Raw genomic sequence first — 23,879 nt, forward strand, 5'->3', positions numbered from 1 at the left:
AAAGGCCAATCGGGCAAAGCTGGCACAATCGCCTGATCACCGCTAACCCCGCGCCGATGACTGCCGCCGCGCCCATTCTGCTGTTTGATCGTGTGATCTGCCGCTTTGGCGATATCACTGCGGTCGGCGGCGTTACCTGCGACATCGCGGCGGGCAGTTTCGTGGCATTGGTGGGCGCATCGGGATCGGGCAAGTCGACGCTGCTCAAAACGGTCAACACGCTGGTCGCGCCAACCGAAGGCCGGGTGCTGTTCGGCGGCGAGGATGTGAGCGCCCTCAACCCTGCGCGCCTGCGCCGCCGGGTCGGTTATGTGTTTCAGGGGGTGGGCCTGTTCCCGCATTTCCCGGTTGGCGAAAACATTGCCATCGGGCCAAGGCTGGCGGGCGAGAAACTGCCACCTGAACGGATCGCCGAACTGCTGGAGCTGGTCGAACTCGAGCCCGCGATGGCGTGCCGGATGCCCGATGAACTCAGCGGCGGGCAGCGCCAGCGGGTCGGGGTGGCGCGGGCGCTGGCGGGGGAACCGGAACTGTTGATCATGGATGAACCCTTCGGCGCGCTTGATCCCGTCACCCGCGCGGCGCTCGGCAACAAGGTGCGTGAATTGCACGGGGCGCTGGGCCTCACCACGGTGATGGTGACGCATGACATGGCCGAGGCCTTGCTGCTGGCGGACCGGGTGCTGGTGATGGATGGCGGGCGGATTGTCGCCGATGAAACCCCGCGTGCGCTGCTGGCGGGGGAAGGCGGCGACGTGGCGCAGGGTCTCGTCGCTGTCCCACGCGAACAGGCCGAACGCCTCGCCGCGATGGAAGGCCCCAAGGATAGGGGTGCCTGATGGGCGATATCTGGGACATCCTCCCCGGTCTGGGTGACAAGCTCGCCGCGCACGTGGTGCTCTCGGCCAGCGCGATTGGCCTCGCCATGCTGATTGCGCTGCCGATGGCAGTGTGGGCCAGCCGTTCGCCAGTGGTGGCGCGGATCACCTTGGGGCTGGCGAGTCTGGTGCAAACCATCCCCGCGCTGGCGCTGCTGGCGCTGTTCTTCCCGCTGCTGCTCAGCTTGCGCGCGGTGTTCGGTCAAGGCCTGCCGACACTGGGGTTCCTGCCCGCGCTGATGGCGCTGACGCTCTATGCGCTGCTGCCGATCCTGCGCAACGCGGTTACGGCGCAGGCCAATCTCGACCCCGGCGTGCTGGAGGCGGCAGACGGGGTGGGCATGACCCGCTGGCAGAAACTGACGCTGGTCGAAGCGCCGCTATCCGCGCCCTTCATCATGGCGGGCATCCGCACCGCGAGCGTGTGGACGATTGGCGCAGCAACTCTCGCCACCACCATCGGCCAGCCGAGCCTTGGCGATCCGATCTTCGCGGGTCTGCAAACCCAGAACTGGGCGCTGGTGCTGGCGGGCTGTGTGGCAAGCGCGGGGCTGGCGCTGGCGGCGGATAACCTGCTGTGGGTGATCGAGGTCGGGCTGGCCAGGCGTTCGCGCTGGATGACCTTTGGCGGGATGGCGGTGGTAATGCTGGGCATCCTCGCCGCGCTGTGGGCGCAAAATGCGGGCAGTGATGATCGCCGCATCGTGATCGCGTCCAAGCAGTTTTCAGAACAATATATCCTCGCCCAATTGATCGGCGCTCGGCTGGAGGCGGCGGGTTACGCGGTCGAATATCGCGACGGGCTGGGCAGCGCGGTGGTGCATTCTGCGGTCGCGTCCTCCGCCATCGATATCTCGGTTGATTACACCGGCACGGTCTGGACGAATTACCTCAAACGCGCGGACAATCCGGGGCGTGAGGCGATGTATGAAACCATCCGCGAATGGGAGTGGCGCACCAACGGGGTCAGGGTGCTGGGCCGTCTGGGGTTTGAAAACGCCTATGCTTTTGCCATGCGCGAAGATCGGGCGGCGGAATTGGGGGTGGCCTCGCTCACCGACCTGGTCGCCGTCGCGCCGCGTCTGACGGTGGGCGGCGACCCGGAGTTTTTCGAGCGGCCCGAATGGATCGCGGTGCGCGATGCCTATGGCTTGCGCTTCGCCGGAACGCGCAATTTCGCGCCGACGTTCATGTATAATGCGCTACAATCGGGCGAGGCGGATGTGATCAGCGCCTATACCTCTGACGGGCGGATCACGGCTGACAGGCTGGTGGTGCTGGCCGATCCCAAGGGCGCGCTGCCGAGCTATGACGCGATGCTGATGCTGTCGCCCCGGATTGCGCAGGATCAAGGCGTGATCGCCGCGCTAACCCCGCTGATCGGCGCGATCAGTGTTGAGGCGATGCGCGAGGCCAATCTGGCGGTTGACCGTGAGGATGCGGCGAAAATGACGCCCAAGGCGGCGGCGGCACAATTGGCGGTAAAAGCGGGTCTTTAGAGCAGGCCGAGTATCAGGGTCTTATTCAAACCCCACCCCGAACGGCCAGCGCCGCCCGCACATACCGAGCACTTTGAACAAGGTGCCCATATGGGTTGATTCCACCAGCCGATCACGCTGACGTTTGAGCTTGTCTGCCTCTTTGGGATTGCGCCGCTGGAGCGCTTCCAGCCGCGTATCGATCCCCATCTGTCGCAGCCATTCGCCCTGCATCTGCACCCCCATCACGTCAGCGCCGTGCTGACGGGCGATCTGCTGGAGCAGTTCGAAATCGACATGCGCGGTGATATCGGCATCACCCGGATGCGCGAAGACATCGACCTTCTGATGCGCCTTGAGCGCTTGCAAGGTCGATCCGGCGCGCAATTCGGTCTGGCCATAATCGATAATCAGCGCCGCCCCGCCTTGATTGGTCAGGCGCTGCGCAAGCTCGCCCATCACCGCTACGGCCGCCGGACTGGTTTCGATCATCGATCCCTGACTGGCGCGCGCCCAGCCTGATGGCACCAAGTGATCCATCCGCTCCTTGCCTGTGCCAAAGGTGAAGGCGTCGCCTTCCAGCCCGACCACCCGTTCAAACCAGCCGTCGGCCGAGCGCACCAGTTGATGCACCGGCAATGCATCAAAAAATTCGTTGGCGACAACCAGCAGCGGGGCATCATCGGGCAAGGTCGAAAGGTCGTGGTGGTGATGGCAGCCGGGAAATATCTCGCGCTGGAGCCTGCGCAAGGTCGCCGAGGTTTCGACAAAATGCACCTGCGGCACGAAATCATAGCGCGCCGCCGTGCTCAGCGCATCGCGCGCCAGCGTGCCGCGACCGGGGCCAAGTTCGACATAGTGGATGTGTTTGCGGCTGCCCATCCGCACCCACAGATCCGCCAGCCATAGCCCGACCAGTTCACCGAACATCTGGGTGACTTCGGGCGCAGTGATGAAATCACCCTGATCGCCAAGCGGATCACGGCTGGCATAATAGCGCGCGTTGCTTTCGCCCATGTAATGCGCAAGGCTGATCGGGCCGGTTTCGCGGATCAGGCGGCGCAGGGTCTTGCCGACATCAACATTGGCGCGCGCGGCGACTTCGGCTTCGAGCCGGGCCTGTTCTTCGGTGGCGGCTTGTTGGGCGGCGGCCAAGGCAGCGGCTTCGGCAGCTTCGGCTTCCAGACGAGCACGCTCTTCGGCTTCTGCCTTGGCCTTGGCTTCTGCTTCGGCCTTGGCTTTGGCCTTGGCCTTGGCTTCAGCAGCGGCCTTGGCTTCGGCAGCGGCCTTTTCGCGAGCCTCGCGTTCAGCGCGCGCCGCGGCTGCGCGGCGCGCTTTCTCCTCGGCTGCCGCGCGGTCTTTTGCTTCTGCGACGGCCTTGGCTTTGGCGCGCGCTTCGGCTTCGGCTTGTTTGCGCGCTTCGGCTTCGCGGCGAGCCTGTTCCTCGGCGGCGGCCTTGGCCTCAGCTTCGGCCTTGCGGCGAGCTAGCTCTTCAGCCTCGGCCTTGGCTTTGGCCGCTGCTTTGGCCTTTGCTTCGGCTTCCTTGCGTGCCTTTTCTTCGGCCTCTGCCTTAGCCTTGGCTTCGGCGGCAGCCTTGGCTTCAGCGTCCGCCTTAGCTTTTGCTTCTGCCTTGGCCTTGGCTTCTGCCTTGGCCTTGGCTTCGGCGTCGGCCCGTTCGCGTGCTTCGCGTTCGGCGCGGGCGCGCGCCTCGGCTTCTAACTTGGCCTTGGCTTCGCGGCGGGCCTTGTCCTGCGCTTCGGCAGCTGCTTTGGCCTCCGCCTCGGCTTGGGCCTGCTCACGGGCTTGCTGCTCGGCAAGCGCCTTGGCTTCGGCGTCCGCCTTGGCGCGGGCGGCTGCTTCTGCCGCCGCGCGCGCCGCTTCGCGATCAGCCTCAGGCTCGGGATCGATCAGCCGTAGCGCGCTTTTCCACGCGCGCGCACCGCCAGCCCCCGGCTCGGCGGTCAGGTCGGTTGCACGCCCCCGCTCGCCAGCGGTTTGTTCCGCAGCGCGAAGAACACGACAATCAATCCAGTCAGTATCAGCGGTATAGTCAGCCATTGGCCCATCGATAGCCCGGTCCGGGCGGCAAAGTCAGCCAGTTGTGCATCAGGCTGACGAAAAAACTCGTTAACGAAGCGCGCCATTCCGATGCCGAGTGTGAATACCCCCGCCAGCAGGCCGGGGCGATAGCGCGCGCGGGTTTTCCAGAACAGCAGCATCATGATGATCAGCAGCGCCAGCCCTTCCAGCCCGGCCTGATACAATTGGCTGGGGTGGCGTGGCAGTTCATCGGCGGCGGGGAACACCATCGCCCAGGGCACGTCGGTCACCCGCCCCCACAGTTCACCATTGATGAAATTGGCGAGCCGCCCCAGCAGCATCCCCATCGGCACGCCAACCGCGACATAATCCACCACCCGGATGAAATTCAGCCGGTCGCGCCATGATACCCACGCCATCGCCGCCGCCACGCCCAGCAGGCCGCCATGAAACGCCATGCCGCCATCCCACAAACGCAGCAATTTCCAACTGACAAAACCATCGCCCGAAAAATCCGTGAAGGCGCTGGGGATGCCGGTGTCCCCCCCTGTATAAAACGCCGCATAGCCCAGCCGCCCGCCGATAATCACCCCCAGCGTGCAATAGAAAAACAGATCATCGGCATGGCGCTGCGCCATCGGTGCGCCGGGCTGTTTGAGCATCTTTGATGTGTGCCAATAGGCAAAGATCACCCCGATCAGGTATGCCAGCGAATAGAACCGCAGCGTAAAAAACCCCAGATCGATCCCCGGCCGCAGGCCCAGCTCTGCCCAGTAGATCGGATCGGCAGCGCCGCTTACGGCAAGTAGTGACAGCACGGGGCGAACCTCTTAATGACAATGGAAAGTCGTATCGGCGGGCCGGACATGGCCCTTGCCGCGTTGGCGCTTCTGGCACAGCGCGCGGGGCAGGGGAAGGGGCGCTCGGTTGCCACCAAGGCTTGGGACACGCAGCCCGGGACGCACTCCATGTGCGCCCGGACTTGTTTATAAATGAGAGAGGAAGGACACCGCATGCCCACCCCACTGGACAATGCGCTTGAAGCGATCGTTACCGGCCTGACCGCACCGGGCCAGCCGTTTGCCACCGCGCCATTTGTGCGCGACGGCGTGGAAATGCCTGCCTTCGTCGCCGCTCCGCCGACACTGGCGCATTATTTTGCGTATTTCTCCAATGAACACAAAGATGCACTGTTTCTCGTCGATGGCGATGTGCGGCTCAGCTTTGGCGATACCTATGCGGCGGCCACTTGCGTGGCGGAAAGTCTGGTGCACGATCACGGGATCGAAAAGGGCGACCGGGTGGGTATCGCCGCGCGCAATTCGGCCAACTGGATCATCGCCTATATGGGGATCATCATGGCGGGCGGCTGCGCGACGCTGCTCAATGGCTTTTCGTCGGGAGAAGAGCTCGCCTACGCAATCGATCTGGCCGAATGCAAACTGGTGCTGGCCGATGAAGGCCGCGCCGCACGGCTTGAAGGGCGCGATCATCCGGCTGCGCTCGCGCTGTTCACTCACAGCAATCAGCCCGCACAAGGGCTTGCGCAGATCTGGCGCGTGCCCGAAGGCACCAGCGCGGCGATGGCGATGCTGGGCATGCTTGGCCCGGATGACATGGCCACCATCCTCTACACCTCGGGTTCGACCGGCAAATCGAAGGGCGCGTGGTCGGATCATCGCGGCGTTGTCAACGCCATCATGAACTATGTCTGCCAAAGCGCGATGGCCAAGGTGCATCTGGAAAGCCAGGGCGACGTGTTGAGCGATCAGCCCTGCGCACTGGTCGCGGTGCCGCTGTTCCACGTGACGGGCGAAGTGCCGCTGATGCTGCAAAGCTTCGCGATCGGGCGCAAGCTGGTGCTGATGCCGAAATGGGACGCAGGGCTAGCGATCCGGCTGATGGCAGAGGAAAAGGTGTCCTATTTCGTCGGTGTGCCTTTGATGAGCTACGAAATTGCCAATCACCCCGACCGCGAAAATTACGACCTGTCGGCGTGCAAGAGCTTCGCCGCAGGCGGTGCGCCGCGCCCGGTTGAACACGTCACCCGGATCAAGGAAGCCTTCCCCGGTGCCTTCCCGCTGCTCGGTTATGGTCTGACAGAAACCAACGCCATCGGCTGCGGCAATTTCAACGAAAATTACCTCGCCAAGCCGGGTTCAACCGGGCGCCCGTCAAAACCGATGGTCGATCTGCGCATTCTGGATGATGCGGGCAATGAACTTGCCAATGGTGAAGTGGGTGAGGTCTGCATCCGATCGGTCGCCAATTTCCGCGGATACTGGAAGAATGACGAAGCAACCGCGGCGGCCTTTACCGACAACGGCTTCTTCCGCACCGGCGATCTGGGCTATCTCGACGCAGACGACTACCTGTTCATTGTTGACCGAAAGAAAGACATCATCATCCGCGGCGGCGAGAATATCACCTGCATCGAGGTGGAAGACGCGATCTATGCGCATGACGATGTCGGCGAATGTTCGGTATTCGGCCTGCCCGATGAACGCTTTGGCGAAGTCCCGGCGGCGGTATACCGGATGAAGGATGGTCATGCCGCGATCACCCCCGGACAGCTGCGCGCCTTCCTGCTCGAACGGATCGCGCCGTTCAAGGTGCCGCTCGAACATCAGATATGGATCACTGACGAGGCGCTACCCCGGCTCGGCACGCAGAAGATCGACAAGCGCGCAGTCAAGGCGCGTTATACCAATGCCACGGCGACGGCCTGATCCGCTGATCTGTGCGGGTCGCATTACCAAACGCCGGGTCGGCGGGCTGATGCAGAGCGCCTTGGCATGAAGCCCCGGCGTGTCCCCGATCAGCGCGCGATCATTGACCGGCGCGCCCTGGCAGAGCAGGTCGCCGCGCTGTTTGCGGCGGGCGGCGAGGGGGCGCGCGGCGATATCGTCAAGGCGCTGCGCCGCGCGCTTGACGATGGCCGCGCCGAACTCGTGCGCAGGCTGGCGGCAGCGCCATCGGCGGGGCACGATGTCACCAGCGGCTATTCCTTCCTGACCGATCAACTGCTGCGGGTGATCCACGATCACGTCACCACGCATCTCTACCCCGTCCCCAATCGCACTGCGGCTGAACGGCTCGCGATTCTGGCGGTGGGCGGATACGGGCGCGCCGAAATGGCGCCGCATTCAGATATCGACATCGCCTTCATCACCCCGATGCGCCGTTCGCCGTGGTGCGAACAGGTGATCGAGGCGATGCTGTATCTGCTGTGGGATCTGGGCCTAAAGGTGGGCCATTCGAGCCGCACGGTGATCGACACGATGCGGATGGCGAAGGATGATCTCACCATCTGCACCGCGCTGCTCGAAGGGCGGTTGGTGTGGGGCGATCAGGTGCTTTACGAAGAACTGCGCACGCGGTTCTGGGGCGAGGTCGTCAAGGGCAGCGAGCGCCAGTTTCTCACCCAGAAACTGGCCGAACGCGACGCGCGGCACAAACGGATGGGCGACAGCCGCTATGTCGTCGAACCCAACATCAAGGAAGGCAAAGGCGCACTGCGCGACCTGCAAACGCTCTACTGGATCGGCAAATATGTCCACCGCGTCGGCAGTGCCGCCGAACTGGTCGACGTCGGGCTGCTGACGGCATCCGAATATCGCAGTTTCCGCCGGGCCGAAGGGTTTCTGCTGGCGGTGCGCTGCCATATGCACATCCTTGCCGACCGGGCTGAGGATCGCCTGACCTTCGATCTGCAACGCGCCGTGGCTGAACGGATGCAATTTGCTGATCGCCCCGGCAAAAGCGCGGTCGAACGCTTCATGCAGTATTACTTCCTGCAGGTGAAACGGGTCGGCAGCCTGACCGGCGTGTTCCTGGCCCATCTTGACGAGGAGTTCGCCAAAAAACGCCCGCGCACCGGGTTCTTTGCCGGGTGGACACAGCGCAAGCGCGCATTCAAGGGCTATGTCGTCGACGGCGGGCGATTGCGCGCGCCGGGCGATGACTGGTTCCGACAAGACCCGGTGCGGCTGGTCGAAGTGTTTCAACTGGCAGAGGCCGAAGGGCTGGAAGTGCACCCCGAAACCATGCGACTTGCTGGCCGCGATGCCAAGCTGATCGATGGCAAGGTGCGCCGTGACAAGCGCGCCAATGCGCTGTTCCTAAGCCTGCTTTCCGGACGCAAAGACCCCGAACCTGCGCTGCGCTGGATGAACGAGGCTGGGGTGCTTGGCCGGTTCGTGCCCGATTTCGGGCGCGTCAATGCGCAGATGCAGTTCGATATGTATCACCACTACACGGTCGATGAACACACCATCCGCGCGATCGGCCTGCTGAGCCAGATTGAACGCGGGCTGCTCGCCGCCGATCACCCGCGAGGCACCCGCGAATTTCCCAAGCTCGCCTCGCGCCGGGCGCTGTATGTCGCGGTGCTGCTGCACGATATCGCCAAGGGGCGCGGCGGCGATCATTCGGTGCTGGGGGCGGATGTGGCGCACCGGCTGTGCCCGCGCTTTGGCCTCGACCAGAAGGAAACCGATCTGGTCGCCTGGCTGGTTCTGCAACACCTGTTGATGAGCCGCACCGCGCAGAAACGCGATCTGACCGACCCCAAGACGATCGAGGATTTCGCGGGCGAGGTGCAAAGCCTTGAACGGCTGCGCAATCTCGCGATCCTGACCGCGGTGGATATCCGCGCGGTCGGGCCGGGCACCTGGAACAGCTGGAAAGCGCAGCTTTTGGGTGAGCTTTACGATGCCACCCAGGAACGCCTGCGGCTGGGCCACAAGGGCACCGGGCGCAAACAGCGGGTCGCCGCCCGGAAAGATGCGGTCGCTCGGCTGCTGGGCGATCGCGATGATCTGGTCGACAGCGCGGGTGCGCTACTGGGCGATGCCTACTGGATTGCCGAGCCCGAAGACATCATCGCCAGCAACCTTGCCCAATATGATGCCGCGCGCGCGGCGGGCGAACAACTTTCGATCCACTGCGAGGTTGACGAGACGCGCGGTGCAACCCGCGTCAGCGTGATCGCGGCTGACCATCCGGGGCTGTTCTACCGCATGGCGGGCGGCATCCACGTGGCGGGCGCAAATATCATCGATGCGCGCATCCACACCGCCAAAAGCGGCTATGCTTTCGACAATTTTCTGGTGCAGGATCAGCACGGTCAGCCATTCCGCGAAGCCGCGCAGATGGACCGCATCGCCAAGGGTATCCGCGACGCGCTGCTCGCCCGGATCGAACTGGTGCCCAAGCTGGCGGCGCGCCCGCTCGCCCATTCGCGCGCGCGCGCCTTCGATGTCGCCCCGCGCGTCGGGTTCGATAATGACGCGTCGAACAATTTCACCGTGATCGAAGTGACCGCGCGCGACCGTCCGGCGCTGCTCAACCGCCTCGCCCATGCGCTGTATAAGGCCAACCTGATCGTTCATTCGGCGCATATCACCGCCTATGGCGAAGCGGCAGCGGATACGTTTTATGTCACCGATCTGACTGGCGAAAAGGTAAAAGCGCCCGAACGGCTGGCCGATATCGAAGCGGCACTGCTCGACGCGGCGAGTGATCGCCGGCAAGCGGAGATGGAAGAGGCATAGAAGCAACAGGTGCCGGAAAATTTGCCGGGCGGCTGAGTAATAGTTTGCGTTGCGGATGTCTCGGTTGCATTTCGATACGCAAAGAACAAAATTCTCAAGGGAGGGGTAATTTATGAAAAGTATCACGTCACTTCGCGCAATTGCGATGCTGGGGGCCGGCATGGTTCTGGCGCCACAATCGGCGTTGGCGCAGGATGCCGACGCAGAAGATAGCGATGCTTATTCAGGCAACGTCATCGTCGTGACCGCGCAAGGGCGCTCACAATCGCTGGCTGACGTCCCCGTGGCGATTTCGGCCATTTCGGCTGATATGCTTGAAAAATCGGGCGTTACTGACATTCGCGAATTGACCCAGGTGGCACCATCGCTGCTGGTGTCGTCCACCGGCAACGAAGCCAATGGATCGGCGCGTATTCGCGGTATCGGCACTGTGGGCGACAACCCCGGCCTTGAAAGTTCGGTCACGGTGTTTGTCGACGGCGTTTACCGGTCACGTTCGGGCAACGCGATGAGCGAGCTTGGCCCGATTGACCGGATTGAAATCCTGCGCGGCCCGCAGGGCACGCTCAGCGGGCGCAACTCAACGGCGGGTATGATCAATATCTATACCGCGCCGCCAGAATTCGATTTCAGTGGCTATGGCGCAGCAAGTTACGGGAACTTTGATTCCATCCGCCTCGAAGGCGGGGTCAATGCGCCGCTCAGCGATACTGTGGCCGCGCGCATTGATGGCGTGTTTTTTGAACGTGATGGATTTTTCAAGGATCTCACCAACAATACCGATATCAACAACCGGGATCGCTATCTGGTTCGCACGCAGGTGCTGTTCGAACCCACCAGCGATTTCAGCCTCCGTTTGGTTGGCGACTATTCCAGGAAGACCGAGGCGTGCTGCGCGGCCACTTTCGTCCAGCCTGATTTTGCTCCGCTGGCAACCATCAGCCCGGGATTTGATCCATTTACTCGTCCCACCAGCGGCGCTGCCCTGACCAGCACGAGCAACCCGATCGTACCAGTTTTGCTGGCGCTGGGTCAGGATCCGCGCGGCCTGACACAAGACACTTTCAACCGCGATATTTTCCCCACCGCCGGGCGTTCCTACGAAGGCAAGACCGAAGATTACGGCGTTTCCGGTGAAATCAACTGGGATTTGGGCCCGATCAAGTTGACGTCCATCACCGGCTATCGCGAATTTGAAAACAACCAGGCGTCAGACACTGACTATACGACGGTTGACATTCTGTTTCGGGCGCCCGGCAAAGATGCAGGCGCGCGTCAGTTCAAGACCTTCACCCAGGAATTGCGGTTCAACGGCACCCTGTTTGACGACAGGATCGACTGGCTCGTGGGCGGATTTTATTCGCACGAAAAGCTGGAAACGCGCGATAACCTGCGGTTTGGCACTCAGTATGGCACGTTTGTAGCCTGCCGCATTGCTATCGCCATCAACCCGGCACTGGTAAACCCGTCCGCGCAAAATTGCTTTGGCCCGAACATGGCCGCGCTGACTGGTGCGAATAACGGAGCGGGCGCATTTGGCGCTGCGACACCGGCTTTCGTCGCGGCGATCAACAACCTTGGCAGCATCAGCGATGCTGGCGGTACTGGTGATGTATTTAACCAGACGAGTGAAAATTTTGCGATTTTCACCCACAATATCGTCCACCTTACCGATACTGTCGATTTGACTGTGGGCCTTCGTTACACCGACGAAAGCAAGGATTTGCGCGGCGCCTTCAGTAACGACAACACCATCTGCCCGGCGAACCGGGCGCTGATGAACGGCTTTTTGGGCGTGCCTGCACTGGCTGGCCTCGCCGGCGGCCTGATTGCTCTGTCGTGCCAGGGCAATTCCACTTCCGAACTCGACGGGGTCAATATCTCCGATTCGCGTGACGAAGATGAATTTACCGGCACTGCAGTGCTCAGTTGGAAACCGACACCCGATCTGATGACCTACGGGTCATACTCGCGCGGGTATAAGGCGGGCGGGTTCAACCTTGATCGGTCTGCGCTGGCGAACCCCGTCTTCCTTGATGTGTCCAATTTGAATGTCGGCAATCTGCAATTTGGCGAAGAAAAAGTCGATTCCTATGAAATCGGGGCGAAATACTCCACTCGTGAATTCGGCATTAGTTTTGCAGCCTTCCGTCAGGAATTCAGTAATTTCCAATTGAACACCTTCAACGGATCGGTGTTTCTGGTTCAGAATGTCAATTCTTGCGGAACCAACCTGGGCGGTGCTGATCGGGACGCGAGCGCAGCGACTGGCGCGTGTGCGCTTGACCAGATCAAACCCGGCGTGGTTGCCGAAGGTTTCGAAATCGAAGCAACGGTGAATCCGACGGACGATCTGGGCTTCACCCTGGGCCTGACCTATTCCGATACCAGTTATGAAAATGACCTGATCGGCGATGATACCGGTGCCCCGCTTGACCCCGCCTTGCGTCTGTTGCCGGGTGATAATCTTTCGAATGCTCCGGAAGTTACCGCCACTGCATCCGTTTCGTGGACCCCGGAATTGACGAGCGACGGATTGCGCGGGCTGGTGTTCTTCAACGCGCGCATGGTCGATGATTTCAACACCGGCTCCGATCTGTTGTTCGGCAAGGAGCAGGACGGCTTCATCATCGTCAACGGACGCATCGGCCTGACCAATATCGCAGGCCGGTTCTCGATCGAAGGCTGGGCGCAAAACCTGTTCAACAAGGATTACACGCAGGTTGCCTTCAACACGCCGTTCGTCGCACCGCAGCAAACCTTCTCGGCATTCCTGGCCGAGCCGCGGACTTACGGTGTGACCGTGCGCGGCAAGTTCTAAGCGGTTTGTAATCACCCGCAACAAGGGGCGCTCCGGCAACGGGGCGCCCTTTTTTGTCGCCTACCGCTGCGCTGCTTGAGGCGGATTACCCCCGCGCGCCGAACAGCGCGGTGCCCACCCGCACATGGCTTGCACCCAGCATCACTGCGGTTTCATAATCGCCGCTCATCCCCATGCTGAGGCCGGTGAGCCCATGATCCGCCGCCAGCTTCGCCAGCAACGCAAAAAACGGCGCGGCTTCGGTGTCGGCGGGCGGGATGCACATCAGCCCGGCAAGCGGCACATCGGCGGCGCGCACGGCGGCAATGAACGCGGGCAGTTCGCTGATCGGGCAGCCGCCCTTCTGCGGTTCATCCCCGATATTGACCTGCACGAAACACGGCACGCGTCGCGCCGCCTTGTCCATCGCCCTGGCCAGCGCGGCGAGCAGGCTCGGCCGGTCGAGCGCATGGATATAATCGAACAGCGCGACCGCTTCTTCGGCCTTGTTCGATTGCAACTGGCCGATCAGGTGCAGTTCGATATCGGGATATTCCGCGCGCAGGGCAGGCCACTTGGCAGCTGCTTCCTGCACCCGGTTTTCGCCGAACACGCGCTGACCCGCTGCGATCAGCGGGACAATCGCTTCGGGGCCGTGGGTCTTGCTGACCGCGATCAGCGTGACATCCGCAGGTGTGCGCCGCGCGGGCTTGCACACCTTGGCGATATTGGCGCGGACGGTTTCGAGGCGGGAGGCTGCATTATTCATGGTGCCGCTCTATAGCGGGTCGATGACGCGCGCCAATCCCCTGCCCGCCCTGTGGCTGCTGAGCGATGAACGCAATGACGCGGTGCTGGAGCACGCGCTCGCACACCTGCCGCGCGGCAATGCCTTCGTGTTCAGGCACTACCATCTTGACGACAAGGCCCGCCACCAGCGGTTCGATGCACTTGCCGCAGCCGCGCGCACGGTCGATCATCTGGTGATCCTGTCCGGTCCGGCCGAACTGGCGCAGGAATGGGGCGCGGATGGAATCTACGGCCCGCCGGAAAAGCTCGACAAGCTCCCTGGCCTGCTGCGCCTTGCCGCCGCGCATAACGCACGCGAGATCCTGCTTGCCAACCGCGCCGGGGCCGACGGCCTGTTCCTGTCGCCCGTCTTCCCGACCCGCTCGCATCCCGGCGACGAATGCCTTGGCCCCGAAAAGTTTCGCGAACTCGCCGTGCAGGCCGAAATGCCGGTGATCGCGCTTGGCGGCATGACGGCAGAGCGTGCCCGCGAACTCGATTGGCGGCGCTGGGCGGCTATTGATGGGTTGAGTTGAGAGCACGGTCCGTCGCACATCGCTTGACCCGGACTCGCGTAGGATTCATGATGTGTTCCACGCAGGAGACAAACACATGGCCAGCCGCGCGGCCCTACCCAGCAAAACCGGTCGCAAGACCGATGCCGAATGGCGCGCAGGTCTGCGCCGGTCGTTGCGGCGCCTTGCGCAGATGACAGGCGCGGGGCTGCTGCTGGCGGCAGCGGTGTTCCTTGCGCTGGCGCTCATCAGCTACACCCAGACCGACCCCAGCCCGTCGACCGCCGCTGATCCGGCGCAGGTCGCCAACTGGATGGGCGCGCCCGGCGCATGGGTGGCCGACCGGGTCTTGCTGATTTTCGGCCTGCCCGGCGTGCTGCTGTTGCCGCTGCTGTATATCTCGGCGCGCAAGCTGTGGCGCGATGTGGAGAATGGCGATGCGCCCGAAACCACGCCGTGGTGGCTGCCCACGGGCCTGTTGCTGATCGCGATGACGTTGATCGCCGCCGTGCTGGCGCTCGCTTTTCAGTCGCCGGGCGGCACCTTGCCCGCGCAGGCGGGGGGGCTGGCCGGGTTGCTTGGCGCTGGCGCGATTCAGGCGGTGGCGGCGCGGTTCGGCGCTGAGGCGCAGGGCTGGGTGATTTTTGGCGCGGCGTTTGTCTGCCTCGCGGTCGGGGTGGCATTGCTGACCCGGATCTTCGCGATCGATTGGCGGATGTTACTGAGCCTGCCCGATTTCCTTGGCGGCGGATCGCTGGGCGGGATGCTGCGCCGTCTGCCGCTGCCCGGTCGCAAGCGCGCCGCCGCGTTGGCGTTCACCGGGGATGACGATGATGCCCCCGCCGTCCGCCCGCGCCGCGTTGCCAAAGGTGCAACGCCGCCGGCCGATGACCGCCCGCGCCGCGCGCCCGAAATCAGCGATCCCTCCGCCCCGCCAAAACGCGCGCTGGCCCCCAAGACCGCGCAGGCCGATATGTTCGCCGCCTACAACCTGCCCAGCCTCGATTTGCTGGCCGAACCGCCCGCGGATAAAGCGCCAAAGCTCGACAAGATGGCGCTGGAACGCAACGCCCGGCTGCTCGAAAATGTGCTCGATGATTTCAACGTGAAGGGTGAAATTACCGCCGTGCGCACCGGCCCGGTGGTGACGATGTACGAATTGGAACCCGCGCCGGGGATCAAGGCCAGCCGGGTAATTGGCCTTGCCGAAGACATTGCCCGCAACATGAGCGCGATTTCCGCGCGCGTTGCGCCGATCCCCGGGCGCACCGTCATGGGCATCGAACTACCCAATCAGGATCGCCAGATGGTGATGCTGAAAGAACTCGCCGCCTGCGCCGATTTTGCCGAGGCCAAGGGCAGCCTGCCGATCATTCTGGGCAAGGACATCGCGGGCGAACCGATTATCGCCGATCTCGCCGCGATGCCGCACTTGCTGGTCGCGGGGACAACCGGATCGGGCAAGTCGGTCGGGCTGAACGTGATCCTGCTGAGCCTGCTGTATCGCTTCACGCCGTCCGAATTGCGCCTGATCCTGATCGATCCCAAGGTGCTCGAACTCAAGACCTATGACGATATCCCGCACCTGCTCTCCCCCGTGGTGACAGAGCCGCACAAATCGGTGCGCGCGCTGAAATGGGCGGTCGAGGAGATGGAGCGGCGTTACCGGATGATGAGCGCGGTCAGCAGCCGCAATATCCATTCCTTCAATGAAAAAGTCAGCGCCGCGATCGCCAAGGGCAAGCCGCTCGGCCGCCGGGTGCAGACCGGGTTCGATCCTGAAACCGGCGAACAGATGTTCGAGGAAGAACAGCTCGATTACCAGCCGCTCCCGCAGATCGTGCTGATCGTTGACGAACTCGCCGACCTGATGGTGACGATCGGCAAGGAAATCGAAGTGCTGATCCAGCGCCTCAGCCAGAAGTCACGCGCGGCGGGTATCCACCTGATCATGGCGACCCAGCGCCCCTCGGTCGATGTCATCACCGGGGTGATCAAGGCCAACCTGCCGACCCGCATCAGCTTCAAAGTCACCAGCCGGATCGACAGCCGCACGATTCTGGGCGAGCAGGGTGCGGAACAGCTGCTGGGCAAGGGCGATATGCTCTACAAACCCAACACCGGCGCGATGGTGCGCGTCCACGGCCCGTTCGTTTCGGATGAGGAAGTGGAAGCCGTCGCCGATTTCTGGCGCGGTCAGGGCGCGCCCGAATATGTCGACGCCGTGACCGAAGAACCCGAAGACGGCGGGTTCGGGTTCGAGGATGAATTCACCGCTTCCGACAACCCCGAAGAACGCAAATATCGTCAGGCCTGCCAGATCGTCATCGAAAACCAGAAGGCATCGGGTTCGTGGCTCCAACGCCAGATGGGGGTTGGCTACAACACTGCGGCCAAGTGGATCGAGCGGATGGAGGAAGACGGTCTTGTCGGCCCCGCCAACCATGTTGGCCGTCGCGAGATTTACCGCGATCGGGATGGCAATCCGCTGTAAGGTCGATCGGTAGGGCGATGCAGGAATGCAACGTCTTGGAACTGTAAATCCGCTGTAACGCGCACTTCATCACACCGTCGCCGCCGCGTCACCAACACCTGCCACGGGCAAGGCCTCTCTCCACCAAGAAGGGCCTGCTTAGATGCTCCGCACCCCGCTTTCGCGCGTCTCGTTGATCGCGCTTACCGCCTCGTTGACTGGCGCGCTTGCCACCACCTCTCAGACCTCGTTTGCGCAAGATGCCGAAGGCCCGGCGGCTGATGAAAAGACATACGGCAACCAGATTGTTGTGACGGCCCAAAAGGTCGAACAGCGCGTTCAGGACGTGCCGATCACCATCACCGCCACCAGCGGCGAACGGATCAGGCAGCTGGGCGTTACCGATCTGGATGAGCTTTCCAATTACGTCCCCGGCCTGCTGATTCAGGAACAGAGCGCCAATAACCCTGGCATTGTCATTCGCGGCATCACTTCGGACAGCGGCTCCTCGCAGCAAGGCCCGCGCGTCACGCTTTATTACAACGGCGTCGACATCTCGCGCTCGCGCGGGTCGTATCAGGCGATCTACGATCTCGAACGCGTCGAGGTGATCAAAGGCCCGCAGGCAACCTTGTTCGGCACCGCATCCGCCGTGGGCGCGATCAGCCTTGTCTCGGCCCGCCCGCGCGAAGGGTTTTCAGGCGAGATCCGCGGCGGCTATGGCAATTTCGACCAGACATTGCTCGGCGGACACCTGAACGCCGGGTCGGACGTGCTGGCCGCGCGCATCGCGTTTGAATGGCGCACCCGCGATGGCTTTATCGAAAACCTCAACCCGGCGCAGGAAGAAGAACTCTATGCGCAGGATCAGTTCGGCGTGCGCGGATCGATCCGCTACGCACCCACCGCCGATTTCACGCTCGATCTGATCGCCACCTATGACCAGCAGCGCAATGGCGGCACCCCGTTCGTTTCGGGCACCTTCCCGGCCTTCGCAGGCGCACCGGGTGGCCCGGCCAATGCGTTCGAGGACGCCAATCTTGGCGGCAATCCGGCGGGCGCGGCAGTGTTGGGTGACGATCAGTTGGGCCTGAACCGCGAAGTGTACGACCTCAACCTTACCGCCGAATACCAGTTCGCCGACGACTGGACCTTCACCACCGTCAACGGCTACCGCGAATTCGACAGCCGCGAAGTGTTCGACGCCGATGGCACGGCTGCCCCGTTCCTTGAATTCACCGAGATCGCCGACGGTTGGCAGGTCAGCCACGAAGGCCGCTTTACCTATCAGGGCAGCGCTCTGCGCGCGAGCGCGGGGTGGAACATCTTCATCGAGGATGGCGCGCAAAACGTGCCCTTCGCGACCGAGGAAGGGCTGTTCCTGCAATGCCTGTCGGGCCTGTTCGGTGCGCCGCTGATCCCCGGCATCCCCTGTGTCGCGGCAGACGGTTCTGTCCCGTCAACGGCAGTCACGGGCCTTTTGACGTCAGGCGCTTTTCAGGCGATCCCCTACGCTTCGGTGTTCGAAAATCAGGGCCGCAACGAAGCCTATTCGGTGTTCGCCGACGCCACCTGGATCGCCACCGATGCGTTGGAGCTGACCGCGGGCCTGCGCTTCCTTGATGAAGATCGCGAATCGGGCTTCTTTGCCAATGTCCCAAACAGCGTACTGAGCGGTGCCCCGCTGATCCCCGGCCAGATCGATACAGGCGGCCAGACCTTCACCGCCAAGGACAGCTTTACGGCGTGGCTGCCGCGCTTCAACGCGCTTTACCGCATCAACGATGACGTCAACGTGTTCGCCACCATTTCCAAGGGCCGCCGTTCGCCAGTGGTGCAGCTCGGTGCGCGGCGCGACGGGGCCAATGTCGTCCCCAACCGGACTGACGTTCCGCAAGAAACGGTGTGGAACTACGAAGGCGGGATCAAGCTGGCCAGCGGCCCCGTTTCGGGATCACTGGGCGTCTATTATCAGGAATACAAAGGCTTTCAGGTCAGCGTGGCGGAAGTTGATGCGGGCGGCAACCCGACCGGAACCTTCGTGACGCGAAGCGCGGGCAGCGCCTCGAACCTTGGGGTAGAGGGGGAATTGTTGGTCGAGGCTACTGACTGGCTGCAACTGTTCGGCAATTTCGGCTATATCGACGGCGGCATCGACAAGGACGGCGCGTTCTCGCCCGCGTTTTCGGGCGCGCGGTTCCGCCTGCAGCCCGAATTTCAGGCATCGGGCGGTTTCAGCGTCGATTATGACATGGGCAACGGTATGCGCTTCTTCGCCACGCCCAGCGTCACGCATCGCAGCCGCATCTTCTTCGAAGTGCCGAACAATCCGCTGATCTCACAAAAGGCGGTAACGCTGGTGAATGCGCGGGCCGGCGTCAGCTTTGGCGATGATCGTTATGAAATTGCCGGTTTCATCCGCAATGCATTCGACAAGAAATACCTGCTCGACGCGGGCAATACCGGCGGCGCGTTTGGCATTCCCACCTTCATCCCGGCAGAACCGCAGTTTTACGGGGTGGAAGTGTCCGCCCGCTTCTGATCGGAATACCCGACCCAAAGTCATGGCCCAAGCCACAACCTTGGGCATGAGGGGCGGAGGGCCGATAGCGGCCTTCCGCCCCTTTTGCGTTCAAGGAAGCGATCCCAACTATGGTTTATGACCGTGGTTAGGAATTCCTAAACACCCTTGCCGTAGCCCCACGTAAGTCAACGGGGGCTAAATCAATGATTCAATCCATGCGCGCGCTCGGCGGTCTGATGGCCGCATTGTTTGCTGTGCTGGTTGCCGACCCTGCTTCGGCGAAAGATGGGGGCTGGCGGCTTGAACCCGATGCGCGGATCGAAGTGCAGACGGTCAGCGCCGAAACCACCACCCGCGATAGTGATCTGGTCGTCGATGGCGAGGCGATCAGTGTGCGCGGGCAGGTTGGGGTGGCGCTGGAAAAGCGCGGGGTGCGGCTGCGGCTTGAAGCCGACCGGATCGAGGTATTCCGGCTTGGCGAAGCGCGGCGCAACATTGCCCGCGACCGGTTCACCGCGACCGTCCAAACCGATATCGAAAAGGACTGGGAACTCCAGCTTCAGGCCCGCCATTTCGATGACATGGTTTCGGTGGAAAGCAACGACACCGATGAATGGCAGGGTTCTGCCCGGCTGACGTGGGAATCCGATCGCAAGCACCGCGTCAGGCTGCAAGGCACCTGGCGCGAGCGGGAATATGAAAATGGCGCGCTGGCCGAAACCACCGGTGAAGGCCCGCGCGTTGATGCGGAATATCGCCGCCGGTTCGGGCGTTACCACTATCTGGCGTTTGATCTGCGCGCGGAATCGATCAAATCCGATGATCTGCGGCGCGGCTTTGAACGCGAATCCGCCGGGGTTGCCTACACTCGCCCGATCACCCCCGATCTGCGCGTGCGCCCGGCCATCGAAGTGATCCGCACCCGGTTCGACAACCGCCTCACCGATAATGGTGAACCGCGCCGCGACAAACTTGTCGCCCCCGAAGTCGAACTGCTGTGGTGGCCGGGCAAGTGGCGCATCGAGGCTGAGGCTAAATACATCTTTGCCGGCAGCAACGAACCTGCCCGCGAACGCGAGGGTTATCGGCTGTCATTATCGGTTGGATATGCATTCTGAGCTGATCTCCAGACTCAGCCAGATATGGAAGCGCGCGACCCCGCAGGTCAGGCGCCCTTTCTACATAGGCATAGCTGTCGGCGCGATCATCGCGGCGCTGGTGGCGCTTGGCCTTGCCAATACTTCAACCTTCTTTGCCCTGCCATCCTCGTTCGAAGGGGTGGCGACGTCGCAGGCGATCTGGGGGCTGAAGCCATCGAACCTGCTGATGGTGTTGCCGCTGGGCGCATTTCTGGTGGTGCTGGCGCGCAGCTTTATCGGATTGAAGGCGTTCGGGCTGTTCACCCCGATGCTGATCGCGTTGGCGTTCCTGCAAATCGGCCCGGTGATGGGGCCGGTGGTGCTGGGATCGTCGGTGCTGGCGGGCATGATTGTCACCCCCACCTTGCTCAAATTGCGGATGACACGCGTCGGGTTTCTGGGCGTGCTGATTTCGCTGATCGTGCTGGTGCTGGTGGCCTTGCTGATGATCCTCGATACCCAGCTGCAGGTCGATGCCTTCCCGGTGATCGTGTGTGCGCTGGTTGTCGAACGCTGGTTCAAACAATGGGACAAGGACGGGCCGAAACCAGCGGCGAAGATGGCGTTCAACACCTTCATTCTGGCGGTGGTCATCCAATTCGTGATGGTATCGGATTTTGCGATGGCGCTGATCGAATGGTCTCCGCTGCTGATGCCGGCATTCACAGGTGTCGCGATTGCGGTGCTTGGCCGCTATCGCGGCCTGCGGCTTTCGGAAATCGGGCGGTTTGCGCCGATCTGGCTCGAACGGCGGCGGCAGGCGCGGCAAAAGGCCAACCCGGACCAGCTCGAACTTGATCTTGAACCGATCAGCCGGGAGGAAGCGCTGGAACGCGCACCTCCGCTCCACGGCGTTTGGGTGATCGATTCGCCAGCGGATCTCACCCCCGGGCGGCGAAGGCGGGTTCCGCAACCGATCAAACCCAACAAGGAGGCGCAGTTTGCGCCTCGTCTTGACGCATCCGGGCGGCCGCTGATCCACAACGCCTGGATCATCCGGACGGCAGAGGATGTTTGATATGTTCGGGCTGTTACGCAAAAAGACGGTGAATTATGACGCGCTCAGCAAACTGCGCCCCCCGCAGCTTGCCCGTATCGACGAAATTCTCGGGATCAATATGCGCAACGCGCTGATCCAGAAATATAATCCGCGCAGCGCGATTGAGCGGGCGCGTGACAAGGTGGCAGCCAAGGTGGCGCTGGAGGCCGCCGGGATCGCCTGTACCGGCACGGTCGCGGTGATCGACACCCACCAGAAACTGGTAGAATTCAAGCCGAGCCGCGACATGCCCAATGCCTGGGCGATCAAGCCCGCACGCGGATCGCAGGGTGACGGCATTCTCCTGGCGGTGCGCCGCGAAGGCAATACCTGGTTCAAGGGATCGGGCGCGCCGCTGACCGAAGAAGCGGTGATGCATCACATCCAGAAGGTGGTTGATGGCGGCTTTTCGGGCGATTCCGCAGCGGAGGATGCCGCGCTGATCGAACCGCTGATCATCGCTGACCCGGCGCTGGCCAGCATCGTGCCCGAAGGCCTGCCCGATCTGCGCGTCATCAGCCTGCATTACACCCCGCTGATGGCGATGGTGCGGCTGCCGACGCTTGAATCCGATGGCAAGGCCAACCTCCACCAGCGCGCGATTGGGGCGGGGATCGACATGGTCACCGGCAAAATTACCCGCGCGGTGGTGAAAGGCACGCCGATCACGCATCACCCCGATACCGGCGTCAATCTGATCGGGTTCGAGATTCCGGGCTGGGAGCGGGTGCTGGAGCTCGCCTCAAGGTGCGGCCCCGCCGTGGGGCTGGGCTATTGCGGCGCGGACATCGTGCTTGACGTCAATGACGGCCCGCTGGTGATCGAGGTCAACGCCCATCCCGGGATCGAAATCCAGAACATCTGTCAGGCGGGGCTAAAGGTGCGGATCGCCGCTACGGGCGAGAATTTCCGCTAGATCCAACCATAATCGCAGGCGGCATGGTGGGCGGCTGATCCTGCGCATCGCGTTCAGCCTGTTCGGCGGGGGTCAGCGGACGGAAGCGGATGGCGATGGGCGTGAAGCTGCCATCCTCGCGCTGGCGGATGGTGACGATCCCGCGTTGGTCACGGTTGCGCAGTTCCTCCTCCAGCGCCAGCGCGCGGTCTTGCCCGACATACAGGCGTCCGCGCATCAGCGCATCCCAGCTATAGACCCCCGAAAGATCGGCGCGCAGCGGATGATCGCAGGCGGCACGTTCAGCCGCCGTCTCGGCCACTGTCACGCTGACAAGGTCAGGCGCCGCACCTGCAAGGCACAGCATTTCGGGCCCGGCATCGCGCCATCCACCCAGCCCCGGCCAATCATAGCTGAACTCGACATAGTGCCCGCGCAGATAATCGCGCGGGTCATAGCCCTGGATCGGCACCTCCCATTCGGTGCCCTGACGGTAGGTATGGTCGCCCATGCCCCACACGCCCGCAAGCCCGATCAGCGGAAGCACGACAGCGGCCAAGCGCGTCAGGCGGTTCATGCGCCCACCCCTTCATTCTTCGGCGCGAAGTTGCGCGACACCCGCACTGCGGCCCATGCGATGCCGAGGATCAACAGGCCCGCCATGATCAGCCCGGCACCGCTGAGCAACAGGTCGCTCGCCAATTCAAAGCTGAGGATGATGAGACGCAGCGCGATGACCGCCACCGCCAGCTGAAACACGCCGCGCCAATGCGCCGTCAGTGCCGCAGCCGCGATCCCGACCCACAGCGCCATGAACAGCGCGGCGGCGGGAACGGTCAGATCATTCGCGCCGTAAGCCAGCGGCAGCGCCAGCCCCGCGCCGGCAATGATCGCGCCCGCCATCTGGCCCGAGATGCCCGGCCGCGCCAGCACCACGCCAAGCCCCGCCAGCACCGCAACCGCGCCGCCCATCACCATGCTCGCCAGATCCCTCAACATCCGGGTATCACCGAACTCTCCGATGCTGGCGATGAAAGTCGCAAACGACGCTCCGGCCACGGCATAGGCCAATGCCAGCTGCTCCAGCCGCCGCCAGAAATCAGGCCGGGCGCCGCGGGCGCGAAGCCACGCCGCCAAGGGCGCAAATCCCACCGGCAGTGCGGTGACAAATGCCAGCCACAACAGCCGCCCCGTGCCCGGATCGCGCATCACACCATAATCTGTGCTGGCGGTGGCATATTCCCACGCGCACCACACGCTGCCGCCCAGTACCGCCAGCGCGGCTGGCCAGCTGCGGCCCATCATCAGCAATAACGGCGCGAACAGTGCCAGCCACACCGCCAGCGGTTTCCACAGCGGCGAGGATGTCTGGTAAACCTGCCCCAGATGTCCGAAAAAGGTGAGGCCCAGCGCGGCGGTGACAAACAACAGCGCCTCCACCGCCCACGGCGATGCTGCCGCCAGCCGCGCTTCACGCCAGAACAGCGCCGCCAATCCGGCGATAATCAGCGCAAGGTGGACGCCAAGCCGCACTTGGCCGGGGATGTCCTCCCAATTGGCGGCCACCACCGACACCAGCCCCAAGGCGATGGCGAGCGCGCCGATCCCGAACACCGCCCATAATGCCAGCGGGCGGGAATGGGCGGTTTCATAGGCGAGCAACCGGTCGCGCGTCTCCGCGTCGATCAGGCCGGCGGTGTGCCACAGGGCAATCTTGCGCGCGCTCATCACGGCAGATTACCCGGTCCGCACAC

Annotated in this window: 16 protein-coding genes; 11 read left to right on the forward strand and 5 right to left on the reverse strand. The window is 63.0% G+C overall.

The annotated features are described in order from the left end of the window. The first annotated feature begins 56 nt into the window (after positions 1–56). Positions 57–839, forward strand: a complete 783-nt coding sequence (locus ACSSV3_RS00380) for an ATP-binding cassette domain-containing protein (RefSeq protein ID WP_354325177.1) — start codon at positions 57–59, stop codon at positions 837–839. Continuing rightward, positions 839–2,377 (forward strand): ABC transporter permease/substrate-binding protein, encoded by a 1,539-nt coding sequence (locus ACSSV3_RS00385; RefSeq protein ID WP_354325176.1) that lies wholly within the window; start codon positions 839–841, stop codon positions 2,375–2,377. The genes ACSSV3_RS00380 and ACSSV3_RS00385 overlap by 1 nt, the downstream gene beginning before the upstream one ends. Positions 2,378–2,398: 21 nt before the next feature. On the opposite strand, the gene ACSSV3_RS00390 is transcribed toward ACSSV3_RS00385, so the two are convergent. Together ACSSV3_RS00390 and lgt are read right to left on the reverse strand one after the other, a co-directional pair. Then, positions 2,399–4,414, reverse strand: coding sequence for a class I SAM-dependent methyltransferase (locus ACSSV3_RS00390; protein ID WP_354325173.1), 2,016 nt, complete (start codon positions 4,412–4,414; stop codon positions 2,399–2,401). Beyond that, positions 4,318–5,214, reverse strand: a complete 897-nt coding sequence (gene lgt, locus ACSSV3_RS00395; protein WP_354325172.1) for a prolipoprotein diacylglyceryl transferase — start codon at positions 5,212–5,214, stop codon at positions 4,318–4,320. Before lgt ends, ACSSV3_RS00390 begins: the two co-directional genes overlap by 97 nt. Positions 5,215–5,409: 195 nt before the next feature. Between lgt and ACSSV3_RS00400 the strand changes: the two genes are divergently transcribed. The 3 genes from ACSSV3_RS00400 (at position 5,410) to ACSSV3_RS00410 (ending at position 12,772) form a co-directional block, all read left to right on the forward strand. After that, complete coding sequence (locus ACSSV3_RS00400; RefSeq protein ID WP_354325171.1) at positions 5,410–7,125, forward strand: class I adenylate-forming enzyme family protein; 1,716 nt, start codon at positions 5,410–5,412, stop codon at positions 7,123–7,125. Positions 7,126–7,191: 66 nt separating this feature from the next. Further along, positions 7,192–9,951, forward strand: a complete 2,760-nt coding sequence (locus ACSSV3_RS00405; RefSeq protein WP_354325170.1) for a [protein-PII] uridylyltransferase — start codon at positions 7,192–7,194, stop codon at positions 9,949–9,951. Between the two features lie 112 nt (positions 9,952–10,063). After that, a complete protein-coding gene (locus tag ACSSV3_RS00410) occupies positions 10,064–12,772 on the forward strand; it encodes a TonB-dependent receptor (RefSeq protein WP_354325168.1) in 2,709 nt (902 codons plus the stop codon). 85 nt (positions 12,773–12,857) lie between these two features. Here the strand turns inward: ACSSV3_RS00410 and ACSSV3_RS00415 are convergent, their stop codons facing one another. Next, positions 12,858–13,520, reverse strand: coding sequence for a YggS family pyridoxal phosphate-dependent enzyme (locus ACSSV3_RS00415; RefSeq protein WP_354325167.1), 663 nt, complete (start codon positions 13,518–13,520; stop codon positions 12,858–12,860). Here ACSSV3_RS00415 and ACSSV3_RS00420 point away from each other — a divergent pair. From ACSSV3_RS00420 to ACSSV3_RS00445, 6 genes are all read left to right on the forward strand, one after another. Beyond that, positions 13,519–14,076: a thiamine phosphate synthase gene (locus tag ACSSV3_RS00420; RefSeq protein WP_354325166.1), complete on the forward strand. Its 558-nt coding sequence runs from the start codon at positions 13,519–13,521 to the stop codon at positions 14,074–14,076. The genes ACSSV3_RS00415 and ACSSV3_RS00420 overlap by 2 nt on opposite strands. Positions 14,077–14,152: 76 nt before the next feature. After that, the gene (locus ACSSV3_RS00425) at positions 14,153–16,549 is read left to right on the forward strand and encodes an FtsK/SpoIIIE family DNA translocase (protein WP_354325165.1); all 2,397 of its coding nucleotides are present in this window, start codon (positions 14,153–14,155) and stop codon (positions 16,547–16,549) included. A gap of 142 nt (positions 16,550–16,691) precedes the next feature. After that, entirely contained in the window at positions 16,692–19,070 is a 2,379-nt protein-coding gene (locus ACSSV3_RS00430) for a TonB-dependent receptor (protein WP_354325164.1), read from the forward strand. Between the two features lie 185 nt (positions 19,071–19,255). Further along, a complete protein-coding gene (locus ACSSV3_RS00435) occupies positions 19,256–20,170 on the forward strand; it encodes a hypothetical protein (RefSeq protein ID WP_354325163.1) in 915 nt (304 codons plus the stop codon). Then, the gene (locus ACSSV3_RS00440; protein ID WP_354325314.1) at positions 20,160–21,209 is read left to right on the forward strand and encodes a 7TM domain-containing protein; all 1,050 of its coding nucleotides are present in this window, start codon (positions 20,160–20,162) and stop codon (positions 21,207–21,209) included. The genes ACSSV3_RS00435 and ACSSV3_RS00440 overlap by 11 nt, the downstream gene beginning before the upstream one ends. Continuing rightward, positions 21,202–22,146: a sugar-transfer associated ATP-grasp domain-containing protein gene (locus ACSSV3_RS00445; protein ID WP_354325162.1), complete on the forward strand. Its 945-nt coding sequence runs from the start codon at positions 21,202–21,204 to the stop codon at positions 22,144–22,146. Before ACSSV3_RS00440 ends, ACSSV3_RS00445 begins: the two co-directional genes overlap by 8 nt. On the opposite strand, the gene ACSSV3_RS00450 is transcribed toward ACSSV3_RS00445, so the two are convergent. Then, a complete protein-coding gene (locus ACSSV3_RS00450) occupies positions 22,124–22,702 on the reverse strand; it encodes a GDYXXLXY domain-containing protein (protein ID WP_354325161.1) in 579 nt (192 codons plus the stop codon). The two genes, ACSSV3_RS00445 and ACSSV3_RS00450, sit on opposite strands and share 23 nt — an antisense overlap. Next, a complete protein-coding gene (locus tag ACSSV3_RS00455) occupies positions 22,699–23,853 on the reverse strand; it encodes a DUF2157 domain-containing protein (protein ID WP_354325160.1) in 1,155 nt (384 codons plus the stop codon). Before ACSSV3_RS00455 ends, ACSSV3_RS00450 begins: the two co-directional genes overlap by 4 nt. Positions 23,854–23,879: the final 26 nt, after the last annotated feature.

The organism is Porphyrobacter sp. MBR-49 (genome assembly GCF_053628655.1).